The organism is Pseudomonas sp. D2002, assembly GCF_013385735.1.
Classification (GTDB): Bacteria; Pseudomonadota; Gammaproteobacteria; order Pseudomonadales; family Pseudomonadaceae; genus Aquipseudomonas.
Genome location: NZ_JACAPL010000006.1, coordinates 609,726 through 626,806 on the forward strand (window position 1 = coordinate 609,726; position 17,081 = coordinate 626,806).

Here is a 17,081-nt window from a genome sequence, read left to right on the forward strand (position 1 = left end):
CCTTGTTCAGTCGGGCGTTGTTTGGGTTGCTTGGTTGCCGCGTATCACCTCGACACCGGTGCGGCGCGGCGCGCTCTGGGCGACTTTTTTCGGGGCTTGGGCGAAGGCCAGTTGGGTGAATTGGTAGAGGTCACGGTTGGCGCTTTGCAGCTTGGCCGGCGTATCGCTTTCGCCGGCCCAGTAGTGGCTCAACAGGCGTTCGTCGCTGCTGCGCACGGCCAGGCGCAAGGTGCCGGCCTGGGAGGCGAGCATCAACCGGCTCAGCAGTTGCTCGGGCACCGCCAGCACTACGGTGCGGGAGGGCGCGCGGCGTTGGGCTTTTTCTTCGGCGGTCATCGCGGGCGGGGAAGCAGGGGTGCCGTCGTTGGTCAGGCCCAGTTGGTCGCCGACGCTGAGCAGGCGCATGGCGGGGACGACCACTTGGGCCGATTGTTCGAGGTTGGCGGTGTCTTGGCGCAGGTACAGCAGCACGTCCACATAGTCGCCGGGACTCAACTGGCCGGCGGCGCCGATCACTTCATCGACGGCAACGGCCAGGGCGCGTTCATCCGGGCGAATCATGCGTGCCAGCGGGCCGCCGGGGGTGAAACTTTCCTCGTTGAGCCAGGTGCCAGCCTGCAGCGCACGCCACGGGGTGCGGCCGATGGCCTGGTCAACACTGGTCATGCTGCCGGCGGGCACGGTGCGCAGTTTTTCTACGGTAAGGTCAGCGGCATTCAGGGCAACAAAGGGCGGCACATCATGGGCCAGCACCACCACCGGTTGGCGGGTCTGGTCTTCAACCACGGCGACGGCTTTTTCGGCAGGAGCGGTTTGTGGCGGTGGCGGTGGTGCCGCAGCGGGCTCACGGCTGAGAACCAAGCCCCAGTAACCGGCAAACAGCGCGCCGACCAAAAGCACACCGGCCAGTATCATGCTCAGACGCGTGTTCATGACGGCTCTCCTTTTCCTGTTGCACCACAACCCGTCTATCCGAACAGGTCAAATCCGCAACCCGGCTGCTATGAACAGTGGACTAACTATTTCGCTATTTGAAGGTAGTTCAGCTAGGACGAAATGCCATTACTGACAGAAAGATTTCTTTGCCGGGCAAGACTCAGCCTTTGAAATCACGGTTTTAAGGCGTCAGCAAAGCACCCACTACTTTGTGATTAATCCGTTCTTACAGTTGTGAGGGAGAGGTTTGTTGACAATGCTCAGGTGGCACATCGCAATTACTGTGCAGCACCGAGCTAGGGCGCCTGGCCGCCCAGGGAGCAGTACGATGATTCTTGATTTCCTGATTAGACTTCATGTCCAACTGCAGTTGCTTTTTCAGCGCAAAGACGGCGCGACGGCAATTGAATATCTGATTCTTGTGGCGATTGTAGCGTTGGTGATACTGGCAGCTGGCACTACGCTCAAACCACAGATCACCGCCTTCTTCACCAAGATCACCACCGCTGTTACGCCACCGTAAATTTCCAAGGCATCTGGTGACTGTGCAGTACCTTTTGATCAGGCGCGAAGGCGCCTAGAGGAGCCGTATCATGATCCTTGATCTGTTGATGAGATGTTGTGTTCAGTTGCAGCTGCTGTTTCGTCGTAAAGACGGTGCGACGGCGATTGAGTACCTCATACTCGTGGCAATTGTAGCGCTGGTGATACTGGCAGCAGGGACTACGCTGTCGCCACAGATCACCGCCTTGTTTGCGAAGATAACGACCGCCATCACCACGTGACCCCTAACCAGCACTCTATGAGTACGCTTGTTTCTGATAAGCACTGCCAGGTAGTACCCATGAATGCTGCATCCGCACCTTTTCGCCAACAAATCCTGTTGGTGGACGACGAAGAAGATGCCCTCGTAGAACTGGCGGAGTCGCTGGAGAACGAGGGCTTCGTTTGTTTTACCGCCACCTCCGTCACCTACGCGCTGCAGGAGCTGACCCTGAACCCCGACATCGCGCTGGTCATCACTGACCTGCGCATGCCCGAGGAAAGCGGCATCTCCCTGATCAAACGCCTGCGTGAACACACCGACCGCCAGCACTTGCCGGTGATCGTGATGTCGGGTCATGCCGAGATGGATGATGTGAGCGATATGCTGCGCCTGCAGGTGCTGGACCTGTTTCGCAAGCCCATCTACTTGGTGCGGTTGATTGATACGCTCAACAGCCTGTTTCCACTGAGAAAGACTCACCTGTAGGTGCAAGTGGAAAGCGCTAACCCTGTGGCGAGGGAGCTTGCTCCCGCTGGGCCGCGAAGCGGCCCTGAAAAATGGGACTGCTGCGCAGTCCAGCGGGAGCAAGCTCCCTCGCCACAAAGAGCCTCCTTTCCAGGGCAAGCCAACAGGCCCGCACCGTGATCAGAGTTGATAGCTGAAGCTCAGCGTATAACGCGGGCGCCGGTTGAAACTGTCGAGCGCGATGTCCGACATGGGTTTGGCGGCTTCCAAGGCAATGTTGTAGTACTTGTTGTCGCCAAAGCGCAGGCCTACCGCCGCCGATGACATGTCATTGCCTTTGACCGGCAGCTCGTTGAACCAGGTCTTGGCGCGGTCGAGCACCACATAGGGTTGCAGCACCCGCACCCAATCGCCGGCACGGTTGAAGCTGTAGTTGACCTCATACGCCACGCCCCAGCCCTTGTCGCCCGAGCCCTGGTCATCCGGGTAGCCACGGCCGAAATTCTGCCCGCCGAAGGTCGCGCGTTCACTGTCGGGCAAGGTGTTGTCGCTCCAGTAGAACGCACCCGAGAGTACGCCCTGCCAGTTATCGAAAAACTTGTCGCTCTGCACGCCGGACAGGCGCAGGCGGAAGAAGTCCAGGTCAGGTTTTGTACCCTCCAGATCACTGCGCGTCGTGGCGCCCAAACCATTGATGCCTTGATACAAACCGGCGCTGAGAATGCGCAATTGGTGCGTGTCGGACTTGCGCCAGTCGCCCTCGAACGCCAGGGCGCGCAAGTTGGTTTCGATGTCGAAACGGTTGGGGTAGCCGACCAGTTGATAACGGGTGGTTTGGTCCACCGCGTATAGGCGCGTGCCCAGGGTCAAGGATTCGTTGGGCGAGGCAATCAGCGGGTGGCTGAGGCCGATGGTGTAGCGGTCGATCGACTGGTGCGGCTTGAGTTCGAAGCCGCCGTCGAGCTGGATGTTGCTTCTGGGGTCGGCGCGATAACGCTCGGCGCCCAGCGCCAGTTGGGTGCCCTCGGCATTGATGAATTGGCTGTAGCCCAAACGGTAGTAGTGTTCTTTGTCGTCGCCCGGTGGGAACAGGCCGCTGACATTCAGCTGCTCGCCCATGGACGTCTGCGAATTGCTGGTGGCGGTGAGCAACGCCTGCGTGCCGCCACGGTTTTCGTCGACCAGGCTCATGCTGGTAGTGAAGGGCTTGCGGCTGGCCTGGATCGTCATGTGCGTGCCGCCATCGGTGGTGCCCGGCGGTGGCACTTGGGCCTGCAACGTTACGCCGGGAATACGGCCCATCAGCGTGGTGTAGCGCTCGAAGGTCTTGCGGGTCAACGGGCGTTCGGCGAGCAGTTTATTCGCCAGTTTGTCGACGTAGGCCGAGACCGAACCGATATCGCCACTTTGCTGGTAATCCTTGATGTAACCCTCCACCAGTACCACGCGCACCAGGCCGTTTTCGAAGGTCTGTTGCGGCAGGAATGCGTAGGACAACAGGTAGCCGTCATCCTGGTAGCGGCGCGTGATGCTGCGGGTGGCTTCGATCAGTTGCGCAAGGTTGGTCTCATGGCCAATCAGCGGCGCGTAGGCCTTGGCGGTCTCGTCCAGCGGGTAGATGGTGCCGCCATCGATCTGCAGTTTGCGGATGGTGACTTTGGTGTCCATCAGCAACGGCTGGCCCTGGGTTGCAGGCGCCTCGGGGACCTGGGTCTGGGGCGTGACCGGTCGATAGGCATCGGCGGGCAGGTTCGGCACCGGCAGGGTGCGGATGGTGTCGTTGCTGTTGAGGAAGCTGGGAAGGGTCTCGGCCTGGACGTAGGCACTGAGGGTGAGCAGTAACAACGGCGTCAACACGCGCATAGGACACTCCATGGTCAAACTGCAGCAGCGTTTCTGGCCCGCCGGGTTCTGGGACGCGGTTCGGGAGAGCCAAGCATTAGGTTTTGAAACAAGCCCCATAAAAAAGACGAGAGACTTATAGGGTCTCTCGTCTCAACCAAGCGTAGGCGCTGTAGGGGAGGCCGTCTAATCGGCCAGGTGCAATTCTATTTTTTGCCGGTCAGGCCGTTCAACAAACCGCCCAGGCCGCCGCTTGTACCGGTGCTTGCACTGCCACCGGCCGACGCGTTGGCGCCGACGCTCAGGCCACCGAGCAAGCCGCCACCGCTGCTGGTGCCACCGGTGACCAAACCACCCACCGAGCCTACGGTGTTGCCGACTGCCGTTACGGTGGTGCCGACAGCGTTAGTGATCGGGTTGGCGTTGGCTGCGGTCAGGTTGGCGCCGATACCGCTGACTGCGCCGCCGACTTGAGTCACCAAGCCGTTGACCGGTGCGCCGATGCCGGTGGTGGTGCCGATGTTTTGCGTCAGGTTGGCGACACCCGAGGTCACAGGGTTGAGTGCTGCGCCGACGTTGGTGGCCAGGCCCGCTACCGGTGCAGTGGCGGCGGTGTTGGCCACGCCGTTGCCACCGATGAGGGTGCCGAGGGAGGCGACCGTACTGCCCAGTGCCCCACCGGTGACACCCGCTGCACTGATGGTGCCGTTGGTGTTGCCGGCATTCAGGCCGTTGCCCACGTTGGCGACCAGGCCGCCGACCAGTTCAGGCAGACCGGAAGTCGGGCCAGTCGAAGCCGGGTTGATATAGCCGCTCGACTTATCGAGTGCCGAGCCGGCACCGGTCAACACGCCGCCCACGAGTGTGCCCAGAGGGTTGCCCGCACCGCCGGCGCCGGCGACTTGGGTGCCCGCACCAGTAAGGGTGGAGCCGACTTTATCCAGCAGGCCGCCGACCGGGTTGGCCAGGCCAGTCTTGTCGCCGAGGTTGCCGGTGGTGTTTTCCACCAGTGACACGACGGGGACCAGGACTTTACTGCCGAGGGTGTTGGTCACCGAGCCCAGCGGGCCAGTGGTACTGGCGGTGCTGAGGGTGTCGCCGAGCATGGTCACGGCCTGGCCGACTTTATCGACGACGCCGCCTGCTGCATTACCCACGCCACCGGTCAGCCCGCCGACGACAGGAATACCGCCGAGGGTAGTGCCGAGTGATTTACCTGCGGTCGAAACGCCGGTGCCGAGAATCTCGACGCCATCGCCGACGCCGGCAATCGTGTTGCCCACGGAGTTACTGTCGGTGCCCAGTGTGCCCAGGCTGCCAAGACCCTTGGTGCCAATCGTGCTGACGGCGCTGCCGGTTGCGGTGACCAGGCCACCCGCAGTCGTACCGACGATAGGAACACTGGTCAACGCAGAACCCAGGTCGCCAACCGCGGCCCCAACGTTACCGACCGTGGTGCCCACGGCGCCGACTACTTGGCCGGTGACCAGAGGCGTGGTCGAACCTGTGCCGCCACCTGTGCCGCCGCCAGTGCCACCACCGGTTCCGCCGCCCGTGCCGCCGCCAGTGCCACCACCGGTTCCGCCACCCGTGCCGCCGCCAGTGCCACCACCGGTTCCACCGCCAGTGCCGCCACCTGTGCCACCACCGGTGCCGCCGTCAGTACCGCCACCGGTGCCACCGCCTGTGCCGCCGCCAGTACCACCACCGGTTCCGGCTCCTGCGTCAGGAGACGAGGCCGCCACACTGCTGTGATGTCCGCCACCACCGCTGCTGCAGCCACCGAGGCTCATCGCCATGATCAGGGCCAGCGCGGTACTTGCTTTCCATAGCACTACTTGAGTTTGAGTTTTCATGATTGAGTTCCCTTGCACCTGTACAACCTTGGTTGTTTCAAACGCTCGTTACTTCTAGGGATAGCGATGCGTTTGTCCGTGTGGCTATCACAGACCCAGGCGCTCTTTCTCGCAACGCTCAACTTGGTATTAACGATTTATATACGGGTCGCCTGACAGCGCTTAGCGACTAATACCAAGGGTATAAAGAGAGGATGTATCAAGATATATATGTGTTTTATATCAATGGCTTAAATAAAAAAGCGGACCTGATAAGGTCCGCTATAACTTTGGGTGTATATATACAATTAATCAGTGTTCTTCAGGCAATGGGCTGCCATTTACCGCGCATATGTTCAATATCGCCAGCGCCCTTTAACAGCAACTCGCCGCTGGAGCCGGGTGCACTCGCCAGCAAAATAACTTCACTGGGCAGGCGCACCGGTTTTTTAAACTCGACCACGATTTCAATGTTGGCGGCGGGCAAGTGTTCGCCCAATGCGGCGAGGGTGTGCGCCTTGTTCCACAACCCATGAGCAATGGCTTGGGGGAAGCCGAATAGTTTGGCGGTCAGGGCGCTCAAATGGATCGGGTTGTAATCGCCGGATACCCGGGCATAGCGGCGGCCTATATCGGCGGGAGCTTTCCAGCGGGTCAGTTCAGTGACCTGCGTGGGGCTGGGCAACGTGTTATCCGTCGGCTCGCCCTCGAGCTTCACGCCCCGGCAGAGCATCTGGCTTTCGGCTTCCCACAGCAGGCCGAGGGAATCCTCGACCGTTGTGATCACCTCAAAGGTTGCCCCCTTGGCGTGCGGCTTGAGGTTTTGCGCGTGCACCGCCACCGTCAACTCGTTCACCGCGCCCAGCGGCCGGTGAATGCGGATACGGTTACTCAGGTGAATCAGCCCCAGCAGCGGGAACGGAAAATCTTTTGCGGTGAGCAATTGCATCTGCAGGCCGAACGCCAGGATATGCGGGTAAGTGGCCGGCAGGATGGGGCTGTCGGCAAAGCCGCAGACGTTACGATAGGCCGCCACGGCCTTGGCGTTGACACTCACCCGGCAACGCAACCCTCGCTCGGGCAAAGTACTGCCGGTGATCCTGCGCTTGAGGGCCGCGCGCCAATACAGCGGCGGCAGAAACGGGGTAGTGCCTAAGGTCTGCCATTCCATGTTTATGCTCCCAGCAGGCTTTGCCCACACACCCGCAACGCTTGGCCGGTGACTGCGCCGGAACCCGGCTGGCCGAGCCAGGCCACCGCTTCGGCGACGTCCTGCGGCAAACCGCCCTGGCCCAGCGAGCTCATGCGTCGCCCGGCTTCGCGCAGGGCGAACGGAATGTGCGCGGTCATCTGGGTTTCAATAAAGCCAGGCGCCACGGCATTAATGCTGATCCCGCGCTCGCCCAGCAACGGCGCCCAGGCCTGGGCCAGGCCGATCAGCCCGGCCTTGCTCGCGGCATAGTTGGTTTGCCCGCGGTTACCGGCGATGCCACTGATGGAGGCCAGCAGCACCACGCGGCCGTTGTCGTGCAAGGTGCCGCTGTCGAGCAGCGCCTTGGTCAGCACTTGTGGGGCATTGAGGTTGACGGCCAGCACCGCGTCCCAGTATTCCGGGGTCATATTGGCCAGGGTTTTGTCGCGCGTGATGCCAGCGTTGTGCACAACGATATCGATGCCGTCCGGCAGGTGTTCGATCAACTGCGTGGCCGCGTCTTCGGCGCAAATATCCAGCAATACACTGCGTGCGCCCAGGCGTGCAGCCAGGGCTTCGAGATCAGCCTTGGCCTGGGGCACATCCAGCACGATGACCTCGGCGCCATCGCGCGCCAGGGTTTCGGCGATGGAGGCGCCAATGCCACGGGCGGCACCGGTGACCAGCGCCTTGCGCCCGGCCAGCGGGCGAGTCCAATCCTCGACCGGCGTAGCGCAGGCTTGCAGACGAATCACCTGGCCTGAGATGTAGGCGCTTTTCGGCGAGAGGAAAAACCGCAGTGCGCCTTCCAACTGGTCTTCGGCGCCTGCACCGACATACAGCAGTTGTAGGACGCCACCGCTGCGCAGCTCCTTGGCCAGGGAGCGACTGAAACCTTCCAGGGCGCGCTGGGCACTGGCGGCGAACGGGTCGCTGAGGCTTTCCGGCGCGCGCCCCAGAATCACCAGGTGCGCGCTGTGGTCGAGATTTTTCAGCAGCGGTTGAAAGAATTCGCGCAGTTGCTTGAGTTGGTCGGTGTGCTGCACGTCGCTGGCATCGAACACCACGGCCTTGAGTTTGGGGCCATGCCCGGGAATCCATGCGGGCGCGCCCAACGGCTCGGCGCCATAGCTGTAAATCGCGTCGGTGAGCTTGTTGGCAAAGGGCAGCACGTTGGCCGCCAGCGCACCGCCGCCCAACAGCAACGCGCCTTCTACCGGGCGCAGGCGCCCGGCCTGCCAGCGTTCCAGGCGTACCGGTGACGGCAGGCCAATGGCGGCGACCAAGCGATGGCCGAGGCTTGAGTTGGCGAAGTCGATATAACGGTCAGACATGGAACGCTCTCCGAAGGCTGGGGTTCAAAGGGTTGACCACCCCGGTGCGGTAGTCGTTCGATCAGCCTAGGCTAGGCTGGATGATTCCACCCACAACTATCAGGGAGCTTTCCATGACTCAATTGCGCCGTGTAGCGATCATTGGCGGTAATCGCATCCCCTTCGCCCGATCCAACGGCCCGTATGCCACGGCGAGTAACCAGGCGATGTTGACTGCAGCCCTGGAAGGCCTGATCGAACGCTACAACCTGCACGGCCTGCGCATCGGCGAGGTCGCTGCCGGTGCGGTGCTCAAGCATTCGCGCGACTTCAACCTCACCCGCGAATGCGTGCTGGGTTCGCGCCTGTCGCCGCAAACCCCGGCCTACGATATTCAGCAGGCCTGCGGCACGGGGTTGGAAGCGGCGTTGCTGGTGGCCAATAAAATCGCCCTGGGCCAGATAGAGAGCGGGATTGCCGGGGGCGTCGACACCACCTCCGACGCGCCCATCGGCGTGAATGAAGGCCTGCGCAAGATCCTGCTGCAAGCCAACCGCAGCAAGTCCATGGCGGACAAACTAAAAGTCCTGTTACAACTTCGTCCCCACCACCTCAAGCCGGAGCTGCCGCGTAACGGCGAGCCGCGCACAGGCCTGTCGATGGGCCAGCACTGTGAGTTGATGGCGCAGACCTGGCAGATTCCCCGCGCGGAGCAGGATCAGTTGGCCCTGGAAAGCCACCAGAAAATGGCCGCGTCCTACGCCGAAGGCTGGCACAACGATTTGCTCACGCCGTTTCTCGGCCTGACCCGTGACAACAACCTGCGCCCGGACCTGACCCTGGAAAAACTCGCCAGCCTCAAACCGGTGTTCGAGCGCAGCGAAAAAGGCACGCTTACCGCCGGCAACTCCACGCCACTGACTGACGGTGCTTCCCTGGTATTGCTGGGCAGTGAGGCCTGGGCCAGGGAGCGCGGCTTGCCGATCCTCGCTTACCTGCGCGATGGCGAAGCGGCGGCGGTGGATTTCGTCAACGGCGCCGAAGGCCTGCTGATGGCGCCGGTGTACGCGGTGCCGCGTTTACTGGCCAGGAATGGTCTGACGCTGCAGGACTTCGATTACTACGAGATTCACGAAGCCTTCGCTGCCCAGGTTTTGTGCACGCTGAAGGCTTGGGAAGACCCGGATTACTGCAAAACCCGTTTGGGGCTGGACGCACCGCTGGGCTCCATCGACCGTAGCCGACTCAATGTCAAAGGCAGTTCACTGGCGGCCGGGCATCCGTTTGCGGCGACTGGCGGGCGGATTGTGGCCAACCTGGCCAAGCTGCTGGATGCCGCGGGGAAAGGCCGTGGGCTGATTTCAATCTGTGCGGCGGGTGGTCAAGGTGTAACGGCGATTATCGAACGCTGAATTGTGCAGTTAAATTGGCATATTGGATGCATTCTTGAGTGCCAAAGGTCGGTAGCCTCTCCCCGCGGCGGGCCGATTGCCGTATAACGAGTGCCATACGCGTGTTTGGTAATAAAGGACCCACAATAAAAGCTGATGAAGACTCCTAAACGCATTGAACCCCTGATCGAAGACGGTCTGGTCGACGAAGTGCTGCGCCCACTTATGAGTGGTAAAGAAGCAGCTGTTTATGTGGTGCGCTGCGGCAACGAATTGCGTTGCGCCAAGGTTTACAAGGAGGCGAATAAACGAAGTTTTCGTCAGGCGTCCGAATACCAGGAAGGCCGTAAGGTCCGTAACAGCCGGCAAGCCCGGGCCATGGCCAAGGGCTCCAAATTCGGCAAGAAAGAAACCGAAGATGCCTGGCAGAACGCCGAAGTAGCGGCGTTGTTCCGTCTGGCCGGTGCGGGCGTTCGCGTGCCCAAGCCGTACGACTTCCTCGAAGGCGTGCTGTTGATGGAGCTGGTGGCCGACGAATATGGCGACGCCGCGCCACGTCTGAATGACGTCACGCTGGAGCCGGACCAGGCACGCGAATACCACGCCTTCCTGATTTCCCAGATCGTGCTGATGCTGTGTACCGGCCTGGTGCACGGTGACTTGTCCGAGTTCAACGTACTGCTCACGCCGACGGGCCCGGTGATCATCGACCTGCCCCAGGCGGTGGATGCGGCGGGCAACAACCACGCGTTCAACATGCTGGAACGGGATGTGGGCAACATGGCTTCCTACTTCGGGCGCTTTGCCCCGGAGTTGAAGAAGACCAAGTACGCCAAGGAAATGTGGGCGCTGTATGAAGCCGGCACCTTGCACCCCGCCAGCGTATTGACCGGCGAGTTCGACGAGCCGGAAGAGTTGGCGGATGTTGGCGGTGTGATCCGCGAGATTGAAGCGGCGCGGTTGGATGAAGAGCGTAAGCAAGCGATTCGGGCGGCGGATGATGCGCCACCGACCAAGACGGCAGAGGAACCGCCGCCGCCTTGGATGCAGTGATCTTCCGGTAGCTGATCGTTCCCACGCTCCGCGTGGGGATGCTTCTTGTGACGCTCCGCGTCACGCTTTGGGACGCGGAGCGTCCTTGGCTGCGTTCCCACGCAGAGCGTGGGAACGATCGTCAGGCGCAGCAACTGCCCGACGCCAACTCCTTGAGAATCGGACAATCCGGCCGATGATCGCCCTGGCAGTGTTCCACCAGGTCCTGCAACGTATCGCGCAGTTGCCCAAGCTCCAGAATCTTCTGATTCAGCTCATCAATATGCTGGCGTGCCAAGGCTTTTACGTCGGCGCTGGCGCGTTGCCGGTCTTGCCACAACGTCAGCAACTTGCCGACTTCCTCCAGCGAAAACCCCAGATCCCGCGAACGCTTGATAAACGCCAGAGTGTGCAAGTCGTCGCTGCCGTACACGCGGTAGCCGCTATCGGTGCGGTGCGCGGCTTTGAGCAGGCCGATGGATTCGTAGTAGCGAATCATCTTCGCGCTCAGCCCGCTCTGGCGGGCGGCTTGGCCGATGTTCATGGGCGTTGATCCTCCAGATCCTTGGGTTTCCAGGTCTTCAACAGTAACGCATTGCTCACCACGCTGACGCTGGACAAGGCCATCGCCGCGCCCGCCAATACCGGGTTGAGCAGGCCGAACGCGGCCAGTGGAATGCCGATCAAGTTATACACAAAGGCCCAGAACAGGTTCTGGCGAATTTTGGCGTAGGTCTTGCGGCTGATCTCCAGCGCGGCCGGCACCAGGCGCGGGTCGCCGCGCATCAACGTGATGCCCGCCGCGTGCATGGCCACGTCGGTGCCGCCGCCCATGGCGATGCCGATATCGGCAGCCGCGAGGGCCGGGGCGTCGTTGATGCCGTCGCCGACCATCGCCACCACGCCGGTTTTCTTCAGCTCGGCGACGGTGGCAGCTTTGTCGGCCGGGAGGACTTCGGCGTGGACATCGTCGATGCCCAGCGCTTCAGCGACCACGCGGGCGCTGCCGCGATTGTCGCCGGTGAGCAAGTGGCTGCTGATGTGCTGCGCCTTGAGTTGTTCCACGGCTTGCAGTGCGCCGGGCTTGAGTGTGTCGCCGAAAGCGAACAGCCCCAGCACGCGCGGTTGTGCACCTTGTTCGATCAGCCAGGACAAGGTCCTGCCTTCGGCCTCCCAGGCCTTGGCGGCAGTGGCGAGGTCGCCCTCGTTCAAGCCGTTTTCTTCCAGCATGCGGCGGTTGCCCAGCGCGAGTGGCCGGCCGTCGAGCGTGCCGGCAATGCCGCGCCCGGTCAGGGATTGACTGGCAGTCACATCGGCCACGTTCAGCCCTTGTTCGCTGCAGGCGTCCAACACAGCCTTGGCCAGCGGGTGTTCGCTGCCGCGTTGCAGTGCCCCGGCCTGTTGCAGCAGTAGGGCTTCATTGCCATCCACCGCCGCCAAGTGCGCAATTTTCGGCGCACCGGAGGTAAGTGTGCCGGTCTTGTCGAAGACCACGGCGCTGACTTCATGGGCGCGCTCCAGGGCTTCGGCGTCCTTGATCAGAATGCCGTAGCGCGCGGCGACGCCGGTGCCGGCCATGATTGCGGTCGGTGTGGCCAGGCCCAAGGCACATGGGCAAGCAATCACCAGCACGGCGACGGCATTGATAATCGCGGTTTCCAGCGACGCGCCGTACAGCCACCAGCCCACCAGCGTGATCAGCGCGATCACCAACACAGCAGGCACAAACACCTGGCTGACTTTATCCACCAATTTCTGGATCGGCGCTTTGGCAGCCTGGGCGTCTTCGACCAGGCGGATGATGCGCGCCAGCACGCTCTCGGCGCCCAGCGCCTGGGTGCGCACCAGCAAGCGGCCCTCGCCGTTGATGGCGCCGCCGGTGACCTTGTCGCCCGGCTGTTTCGGCACGGGCAGGCTTTCGCCGCTGATAAGTGCCTCGTCGGCATGGCTTTGGCCGTCGACCACCTCGCCGTCCACCGGGAAGCGCTCGCCGGGTTTGACCAGCACCAGGTCATCGAGCTTGAGCGCGCTGATGGCGACGTCTTCTTCGCGGCCATCCAGCACGCGAATCGCCCGCTCCGGGCGCAAGGCTTCGAGGGCGCGGATGGCGCTGGCGGTCTGGCGTTTGGCACGGCTTTCCAGGTGTTTACCCAGCAGCACGAGGGCGATCACCACGGCCGAGGCTTCGAAATACAGGTGCGGCATGCTGCCCGCAGGGGCAGTGAGCCATTCATAAATACTCAGGCCGTAACCGGCGCTGGTGCCGATGGTCACCAGCAGGTCCATGTTGCCGGCGCCGGCGCGCACGGCTTTCCACGCGGCGATATAGAAGCGCGCGCCAAAGATGAACTGCACCGGCGTGGCCAGGGCGAACTGCACCCAGGCCGGCAGCATCCAGTGCAGGCCGAAGGGCTCCACCAACATTGGCAGCACCAATGGCAGCGCCAGGGCAATTGCCAGCAGCAATGACCAGCGCTCGCGGTGCAGGCGCTGGGCTTGATTGGCGTCGGTGACGGTTTCACTTTGCGCCAGGGTGGCGGTGTAGCCGGCCTTGTCGACGGCGGCGATCAAGATGCCGGGGTCCATCTGGCCCTGCACTTGGACATGTGCGCGTTCATTGGCCAGGTTGACGCTGACACTTTGCACCCCCGGCACTTTGCCCAGCGCGCGCTCGACACGGCCGGCGCAGCTGGCACAGGTCATGCCGCTGATGGGCAGGTCAAACGTGGTAGATCCATTCATGGGGCAGCCCTCCAAAGAGACATTGCCCCTAGGATCAACCTTGACCTGTGGGGAAGGTCAAGGGGCTTTAATAACCCAGTAAGCGATCGTTCCCACGCTCCCGCGTGGGAATGCTGCTATGGACGCTCCGCGTCCGCTCTTAAGGGTTTGACGCAGAGCGTCACAGGCTGCATTCCCACGCGGAGCGTGGGAACGATCAATAACCTAAAGCAGCGTTCTTGAGGTACATGCCGTCCGGGCCTTGAGCGATGCGCACCTTACGGACGTCTCCGGCCTTCAGCGTCATGTTTTGCGCAGGTGGCGCCAACAGTCCAGGCAGGCAACCCGGGGATTGGCCCGGCAGCAGCTTCAGGCGCAACGACACATTGCCGGCCGGCAGGTTGAATGAGGTCGCTTGTTCCTGGAATAGACGGCCTGCGAGCTGGTCATTGAGGTAAAGGCCTATCTCGCAATTGGTCGGCACTTCCAGGCGCTCGCGGGAAATAATCAGCACCGCATAGTCTTCATCTGCACTGGCCATGGGCGCAACGGCAGACAGGCTCAACAGGCCGACAAGGCCAAAAAACGACCAGCGCATGGCGAATGCTCCGTGGTTCATATCTAAGATGGATGAAGCTTGGCCGAGGCGGCGCCTGAATACCAGCCCGGCCGACATTTTAGGCGCTTGACCTTGCCATCGTGGCAAGGTCGAGACTGGCCCCAACCTCATCAAAGGAGTCATGTCATGCAAGTATTCAGTGTTGAAGGAATGACCTGCGGCCATTGCGTTCGGGCGGTGACCCAAGCGCTGCAAAACCAGGACCCGGCGGCGAGCGTGAACGTCAACCTGGCGGCCAAGGAAGTCGGTGTGGAAAGTCACTTGTCGGCCGAGCAAGTCATCGAGCTGATCACCGAAGAAGGCTACAGCGCCAAGCTCGCGTAAGTTTTCCGATAGTTAGCGAGCTAACGTAATGTTCATCACACCCAAGCGCGGCTAGACTGTCGGGCTGCCGACTCACTTGGGTGTCTGATGAACCTCCGCATAATCCTGATTCTGGGCGCCTTGAGCGCCTTCGCGCCGTTGGCGATCGACTTTTACCTGCCGGGCTTCCCGGCGATGGCCACGGCCTTTGCGACTGACGAAAAACATATCCAGCTGACCCTGGCGGTGTATTTCGCTGGCCTGGCCATCGGCCAATTGATCTACGGCCCGTTGGCGGACCGCTTTGGCCGGCGCGTGCCGCTGCTCAGTGGCGTGACCCTGTTTACCCTCGCATCCTTTGCCTGCGCCTACGCGCCGTCGCTGGACTGGCTGATCGGCGCGCGCTTTGTACAAGCGCTCGGCGGTTGCGCCGGCATGGTGATTTCCCGTGCGGTGGTCAGCGACAAATGTGATGCCGTGGGCTCCGCCAAGGTGTATTCGCAACTGATGCTGGTGACCGGCCTGGCGCCGATCCTCGCGCCGTTGGCGGGTGGCGTGATGGTTGGGGTGTGGGGCTGGCAGTCGATTTTCCTGGCGCTGTCGATGTTCAGTGTGATGGCGGCCATCGCAGTCGCGGTCGGCTTGCCGGAAACCTTTCCGGCGCATCAGCCGCGCCAGCCGTTGTCCGGCTCGCTGCGCCGCTACGGCGCGCTGTTGTCCGACCGGGTTTACCTCGGCTACGCCTTGACCGGCGGTATCTCGATTGCCGGGATGTTTGCCTACATCGCCGGTTCCCCCTTCGTATTTATCAAACTCTACGGCGTGCCTGCCGAGCATTACGGCTGGCTGTTCGGCTCCAACGCCGCCGGCTTTATCCTGGTGGCGCAGCTCAATGCACGGTTGCTGGCCAAGCGCGGGCCGGCGTTTTTGCTCTCGCGCACGGTCTGGGTCTACGTCGCGGCGGCGTTGTCGCTGTTGGGCATTGCCGCGCTGCGCACTGAAGCGCTGTGGCCGTTGTTGGTGCCCCTGTTTATCTGCATCGCCAGCCTGGGCTGCATTTTGCCCAACACCTCGGCGTGCGCCATGAGCGGGCAGGGCGCGCGCGCCGGGAGCGCCTCGGCGTTGCTGGGCTGCATACAGTTCGGTGTGGCGGCGGGCGCGGCGTCGCTGGTTGGCGTGTTGCACGACGGCACGGCAATGCCGATGGCGATGGTCATCAGCTTGTGCGGTGTATTGGCAGTGACGATTGCCGTGTCGACCCAGCGCCTGCAACGGGCGAGGGCCGTGCAAGCGCAGGTCTGAAGTGCGGATCAGCCAGCGGCGGAGCGTTGCTGGCTGAGGGGAATGCGGTGGGGCGCTTGAATGCGGGCTTGCAGGGTGTCGGCAAAGGCACGGGCCTCGGCCTCACTGCGGAAGGTGAACGCATCACCGTCGAGGCTGACCTGCCATTTGTTGCCGGGGGATTTTGCTAACGCTCTTATCAGGATCTTCATTGCTGACTTCCTCACGTAAAAGAATCGTGGCAAAGGCGGCCAATATAAACCCGAATGCGCTCACAAATATGACAAAGGTCAACTCTCTGACTAGCGGTGTCGTCCATTACTCACAGGAATAAAGGACGACACTGACAGACGATTTTTAGAACCCTTCCAGCACGATCTTGCCCTTGGCCTTGCCGCTTTCCAGCAGCGCGTGGGCGCGGCGCAGGTTTTCTGCGTTGATCACACCGAAGTGCTCACCCACCGTGGTTTTCAAGGTGCCGGCGTCGATCAGGTCAGCCACACGGTTGAGCAGGTTGTGCTGTTCGATCATGTCCGGCGTCTCGAACATCGAGCGCGTGTACATGAACTCCCAATGCAACGACAGGCTCTTGCGCTTGAGCTTGCTCACATCCAGCGCCTTGGGGTCGTCAATCAGCGCCAGCTTGCCTTGCGGCTCCAGGGCTTCCACCAGTTGGTCCAGGTGATGATCGGTCTGGGTCAGGCTGGCGACGTGGGTCACTTGCGGGTGGCCGGCGTTTTTCAGCGCTTCGCTCAGCGGCTGGCTGTGGTCGATCACCAGGTCGGCGCCGAGGGCCTTGGCCCATTCCTGGGTTTCCGGGCGCGAGGCGGTGCCGATGACTTTCAGCGCGGTGAGCTGGCTGGCCAGTTGGGTCAGGATCGAACCCACACCGCCGGCGGCGCCGACGATCAGCAGGCTCTGGCCTTCGTCATCCTTGCCTTCGCGCACTTGCAGGCGCTCGAACAGCAATTCCCAGGCGGTGATGGCGGTCAGCGGCAGCGCGGCGGCTTCGGCAAACCCCAGGCTCTTGGGCATGTGCCCGACGATGCGCTCATCCACAGTGTGCAGTTCGCTGTTGCCGCCCGGGCGTACCAGGGAGCCGGCATAAAACACCTTGTCCCCGGCCTTGAACAGCGTTACGTCGCTGCCGACCGCCTTGACCACGCCAGCCACGTCCCAACCCAGCACCTTGGCGGCGCCGTTTTCCGGGGCGACGTTCTGGCGCACTTTGGTGTCCACCGGGTTGACCGAGATGGCTTTGACTTCCACCAGCAGGTCACGCGGGCCGGCGACCGGCTCGGGCAGTTCGATGTCTTGCAGGGCGTGTGTGTCGGTGATGGGCAGTGAGGCGTAGTAGGCAATGGCTTTCATGTGGGCTCCGGAAA

The 17,081-nt window shown here is 62.1% G+C and carries 17 protein-coding genes and 1 pseudogene; 8 read left to right on the plus strand and 10 right to left on the minus strand.

What is annotated here, in order from left to right; translation table 11 throughout:
* Positions 1–6: 6 nt before the first annotated feature.
* Entirely contained in the window at positions 7–933 is a 927-nt protein-coding gene (cpaB, locus tag HX783_RS15600) for a Flp pilus assembly protein CpaB (protein WP_159953980.1), read from the minus strand.
* 331 nt (positions 934–1,264) lie between these two features.
* Between cpaB and HX783_RS15605 the strand changes: the two genes are divergently transcribed.
* The 4 genes and pseudogenes from HX783_RS15605 to HX783_RS30315 form a co-directional block, all read left to right on the plus strand.
* Positions 1,265–1,459: a Flp family type IVb pilin gene (locus tag HX783_RS15605; protein ID WP_159953981.1), complete on the plus strand. Its 195-nt coding sequence runs from the start codon at positions 1,265–1,267 to the stop codon at positions 1,457–1,459.
* 70 nt (positions 1,460–1,529) lie between these two features.
* On the plus strand, positions 1,530–1,721 hold the full coding sequence (locus HX783_RS15610) for a Flp family type IVb pilin (RefSeq protein ID WP_159953982.1): 192 nt from the start codon (positions 1,530–1,532) through the stop codon (positions 1,719–1,721).
* Positions 1,722–1,780: 59 nt separating this feature from the next.
* Positions 1,781–2,188, plus strand: coding sequence for a response regulator (locus HX783_RS15615; protein ID WP_177017439.1), 408 nt, complete (start codon positions 1,781–1,783; stop codon positions 2,186–2,188).
* A gap of 22 nt (positions 2,189–2,210) precedes the next feature.
* Positions 2,211–2,312, plus strand: a pseudogene (locus HX783_RS30315) (N-acetyltransferase); the annotation flags it as partial.
* A gap of 35 nt (positions 2,313–2,347) precedes the next feature.
* On the opposite strand, the gene HX783_RS15620 reads toward HX783_RS30315, so the two are convergent.
* From HX783_RS15620 to HX783_RS15640, 4 genes are all read right to left on the minus strand, one after another.
* On the minus strand, positions 2,348–4,030 hold the full coding sequence (locus HX783_RS15620; protein WP_177017440.1) for a ShlB/FhaC/HecB family hemolysin secretion/activation protein: 1,683 nt from the start codon (positions 4,028–4,030) through the stop codon (positions 2,348–2,350).
* A gap of 185 nt (positions 4,031–4,215) precedes the next feature.
* Positions 4,216–5,865 (minus strand): collagen-like triple helix repeat-containing protein, encoded by a 1,650-nt coding sequence (locus HX783_RS15625; RefSeq protein ID WP_218175253.1) that lies wholly within the window; start codon positions 5,863–5,865, stop codon positions 4,216–4,218.
* Positions 5,866–6,166: 301 nt separating this feature from the next.
* A complete protein-coding gene (locus HX783_RS15635) occupies positions 6,167–7,015 on the minus strand; it encodes a MaoC/PaaZ C-terminal domain-containing protein (RefSeq protein WP_177017443.1) in 849 nt (282 codons plus the stop codon).
* Between the two features lie 2 nt (positions 7,016–7,017).
* Positions 7,018–8,370: a 3-oxoacyl-ACP reductase gene (locus tag HX783_RS15640; protein ID WP_177017444.1), complete on the minus strand. Its 1,353-nt coding sequence runs from the start codon at positions 8,368–8,370 to the stop codon at positions 7,018–7,020.
* A gap of 113 nt (positions 8,371–8,483) precedes the next feature.
* Between HX783_RS15640 and HX783_RS15645 the strand changes: the two genes are divergently transcribed.
* Both HX783_RS15645 and HX783_RS15650 read left to right on the plus strand, forming a co-directional pair.
* Positions 8,484–9,761, plus strand: coding sequence for an acetyl-CoA C-acetyltransferase (locus tag HX783_RS15645; RefSeq protein WP_177017445.1), 1,278 nt, complete (start codon positions 8,484–8,486; stop codon positions 9,759–9,761).
* Between the two features lie 135 nt (positions 9,762–9,896).
* A complete protein-coding gene (locus HX783_RS15650; RefSeq protein ID WP_177017446.1) occupies positions 9,897–10,793 on the plus strand; it encodes a PA4780 family RIO1-like protein kinase in 897 nt (298 codons plus the stop codon).
* A 121-nt stretch (positions 10,794–10,914) separates the two neighbouring features.
* On the opposite strand, the gene cueR is transcribed toward HX783_RS15650, so the two are convergent.
* From cueR to HX783_RS15665, 3 genes are all read right to left on the minus strand, one after another.
* Positions 10,915–11,316, minus strand: a complete 402-nt coding sequence (gene cueR / locus HX783_RS15655; RefSeq protein ID WP_025857597.1) for a Cu(I)-responsive transcriptional regulator — start codon at positions 11,314–11,316, stop codon at positions 10,915–10,917.
* Entirely contained in the window at positions 11,313–13,514 is a 2,202-nt protein-coding gene (locus HX783_RS15660) for a cation-translocating P-type ATPase (protein WP_177017447.1), read from the minus strand. The genes cueR and HX783_RS15660 overlap by 4 nt, the downstream gene beginning before the upstream one ends.
* Before the next feature lie 196 nt (positions 13,515–13,710).
* Positions 13,711–14,091: a hypothetical protein gene (locus tag HX783_RS15665; RefSeq protein WP_177017448.1), complete on the minus strand. Its 381-nt coding sequence runs from the start codon at positions 14,089–14,091 to the stop codon at positions 13,711–13,713.
* Between the two features lie 147 nt (positions 14,092–14,238).
* Here HX783_RS15665 and HX783_RS15670 point away from each other — a divergent pair, with 147 nt between their 5' ends.
* On the plus strand, positions 14,239–14,436 hold the full coding sequence (locus tag HX783_RS15670; protein ID WP_177017449.1) for a heavy-metal-associated domain-containing protein: 198 nt from the start codon (positions 14,239–14,241) through the stop codon (positions 14,434–14,436).
* Between the two features lie 87 nt (positions 14,437–14,523).
* Positions 14,524–15,717 carry a multidrug effflux MFS transporter gene (locus tag HX783_RS15675; protein ID WP_159953992.1) on the plus strand — a complete coding sequence of 398 codons (1,194 nt, stop codon included), beginning with the start codon at positions 14,524–14,526 and terminating at the stop codon, positions 15,715–15,717.
* Positions 15,718–15,725: 8 nt separating this feature from the next.
* On the opposite strand, the gene HX783_RS15680 is transcribed toward HX783_RS15675, so the two are convergent.
* Together HX783_RS15680 and HX783_RS15685 are read right to left on the minus strand one after the other, a co-directional pair.
* Entirely contained in the window at positions 15,726–15,908 is a 183-nt protein-coding gene (locus HX783_RS15680; protein ID WP_017134711.1) for a hypothetical protein, read from the minus strand.
* Between the two features lie 145 nt (positions 15,909–16,053).
* On the minus strand, positions 16,054–17,067 hold the full coding sequence (locus HX783_RS15685; RefSeq protein WP_177017450.1) for a zinc-binding alcohol dehydrogenase family protein: 1,014 nt from the start codon (positions 17,065–17,067) through the stop codon (positions 16,054–16,056).
* Between the last annotated feature and the right edge of the window lie 14 nt (positions 17,068–17,081).

What these genes read in the sequence shown, in the direction of transcription:
- HX783_RS15615 (WP_177017439.1), top strand. Translation starts at nt 1,781, where the DNA reads ATGAATGCTGCATCCGCACCTTTTCGCCAACAAATCCTGTTGGTGGAC.
- HX783_RS15645 (WP_177017445.1), top strand. Translation starts at nt 8,484, where the DNA reads ATGACTCAATTGCGCCGTGTAGCGATCATTGGCGGTAATCGCATCCCC.
- HX783_RS15605 (WP_159953981.1), top strand. Translation starts at nt 1,265, where the DNA reads ATGATTCTTGATTTCCTGATTAGACTTCATGTCCAACTGCAGTTGCTT.
- HX783_RS15680 (WP_017134711.1), bottom strand. Translation starts at nt 15,908, where the DNA reads ATGAAGATCCTGATAAGAGCGTTAGCAAAATCCCCCGGCAACAAATGG.
- HX783_RS15660 (WP_177017447.1), bottom strand. Translation starts at nt 13,514, where the DNA reads ATGAATGGATCTACCACGTTTGACCTGCCCATCAGCGGCATGACCTGT.
- HX783_RS15635 (WP_177017443.1), bottom strand. Translation starts at nt 7,015, where the DNA reads ATGGAATGGCAGACCTTAGGCACTACCCCGTTTCTGCCGCCGCTGTAT.
- HX783_RS15650 (WP_177017446.1), top strand. Translation starts at nt 9,897, where the DNA reads ATGAAGACTCCTAAACGCATTGAACCCCTGATCGAAGACGGTCTGGTC.
- HX783_RS15665 (WP_177017448.1), bottom strand. Translation starts at nt 14,091, where the DNA reads ATGCGCTGGTCGTTTTTTGGCCTTGTCGGCCTGTTGAGCCTGTCTGCC.
- HX783_RS15685 (WP_177017450.1), bottom strand. Translation starts at nt 17,067, where the DNA reads ATGAAAGCCATTGCCTACTACGCCTCACTGCCCATCACCGACACACAC.
- HX783_RS15675 (WP_159953992.1), top strand. Translation starts at nt 14,524, where the DNA reads ATGAACCTCCGCATAATCCTGATTCTGGGCGCCTTGAGCGCCTTCGCG.
- cpaB (WP_159953980.1), bottom strand. Translation starts at nt 933, where the DNA reads ATGAACACGCGTCTGAGCATGATACTGGCCGGTGTGCTTTTGGTCGGC.
- HX783_RS15640 (WP_177017444.1), bottom strand. Translation starts at nt 8,370, where the DNA reads ATGTCTGACCGTTATATCGACTTCGCCAACTCAAGCCTCGGCCATCGC.
- cueR (WP_025857597.1), bottom strand. Translation starts at nt 11,316, where the DNA reads ATGAACATCGGCCAAGCCGCCCGCCAGAGCGGGCTGAGCGCGAAGATG.
- HX783_RS15620 (WP_177017440.1), bottom strand. Translation starts at nt 4,030, where the DNA reads ATGCGCGTGTTGACGCCGTTGTTACTGCTCACCCTCAGTGCCTACGTC.
- HX783_RS15625 (WP_218175253.1), bottom strand. Translation starts at nt 5,865, where the DNA reads ATGAAAACTCAAACTCAAGTAGTGCTATGGAAAGCAAGTACCGCGCTG.
- HX783_RS15610 (WP_159953982.1), top strand. Translation starts at nt 1,530, where the DNA reads ATGATCCTTGATCTGTTGATGAGATGTTGTGTTCAGTTGCAGCTGCTG.
- HX783_RS15670 (WP_177017449.1), top strand. Translation starts at nt 14,239, where the DNA reads ATGCAAGTATTCAGTGTTGAAGGAATGACCTGCGGCCATTGCGTTCGG.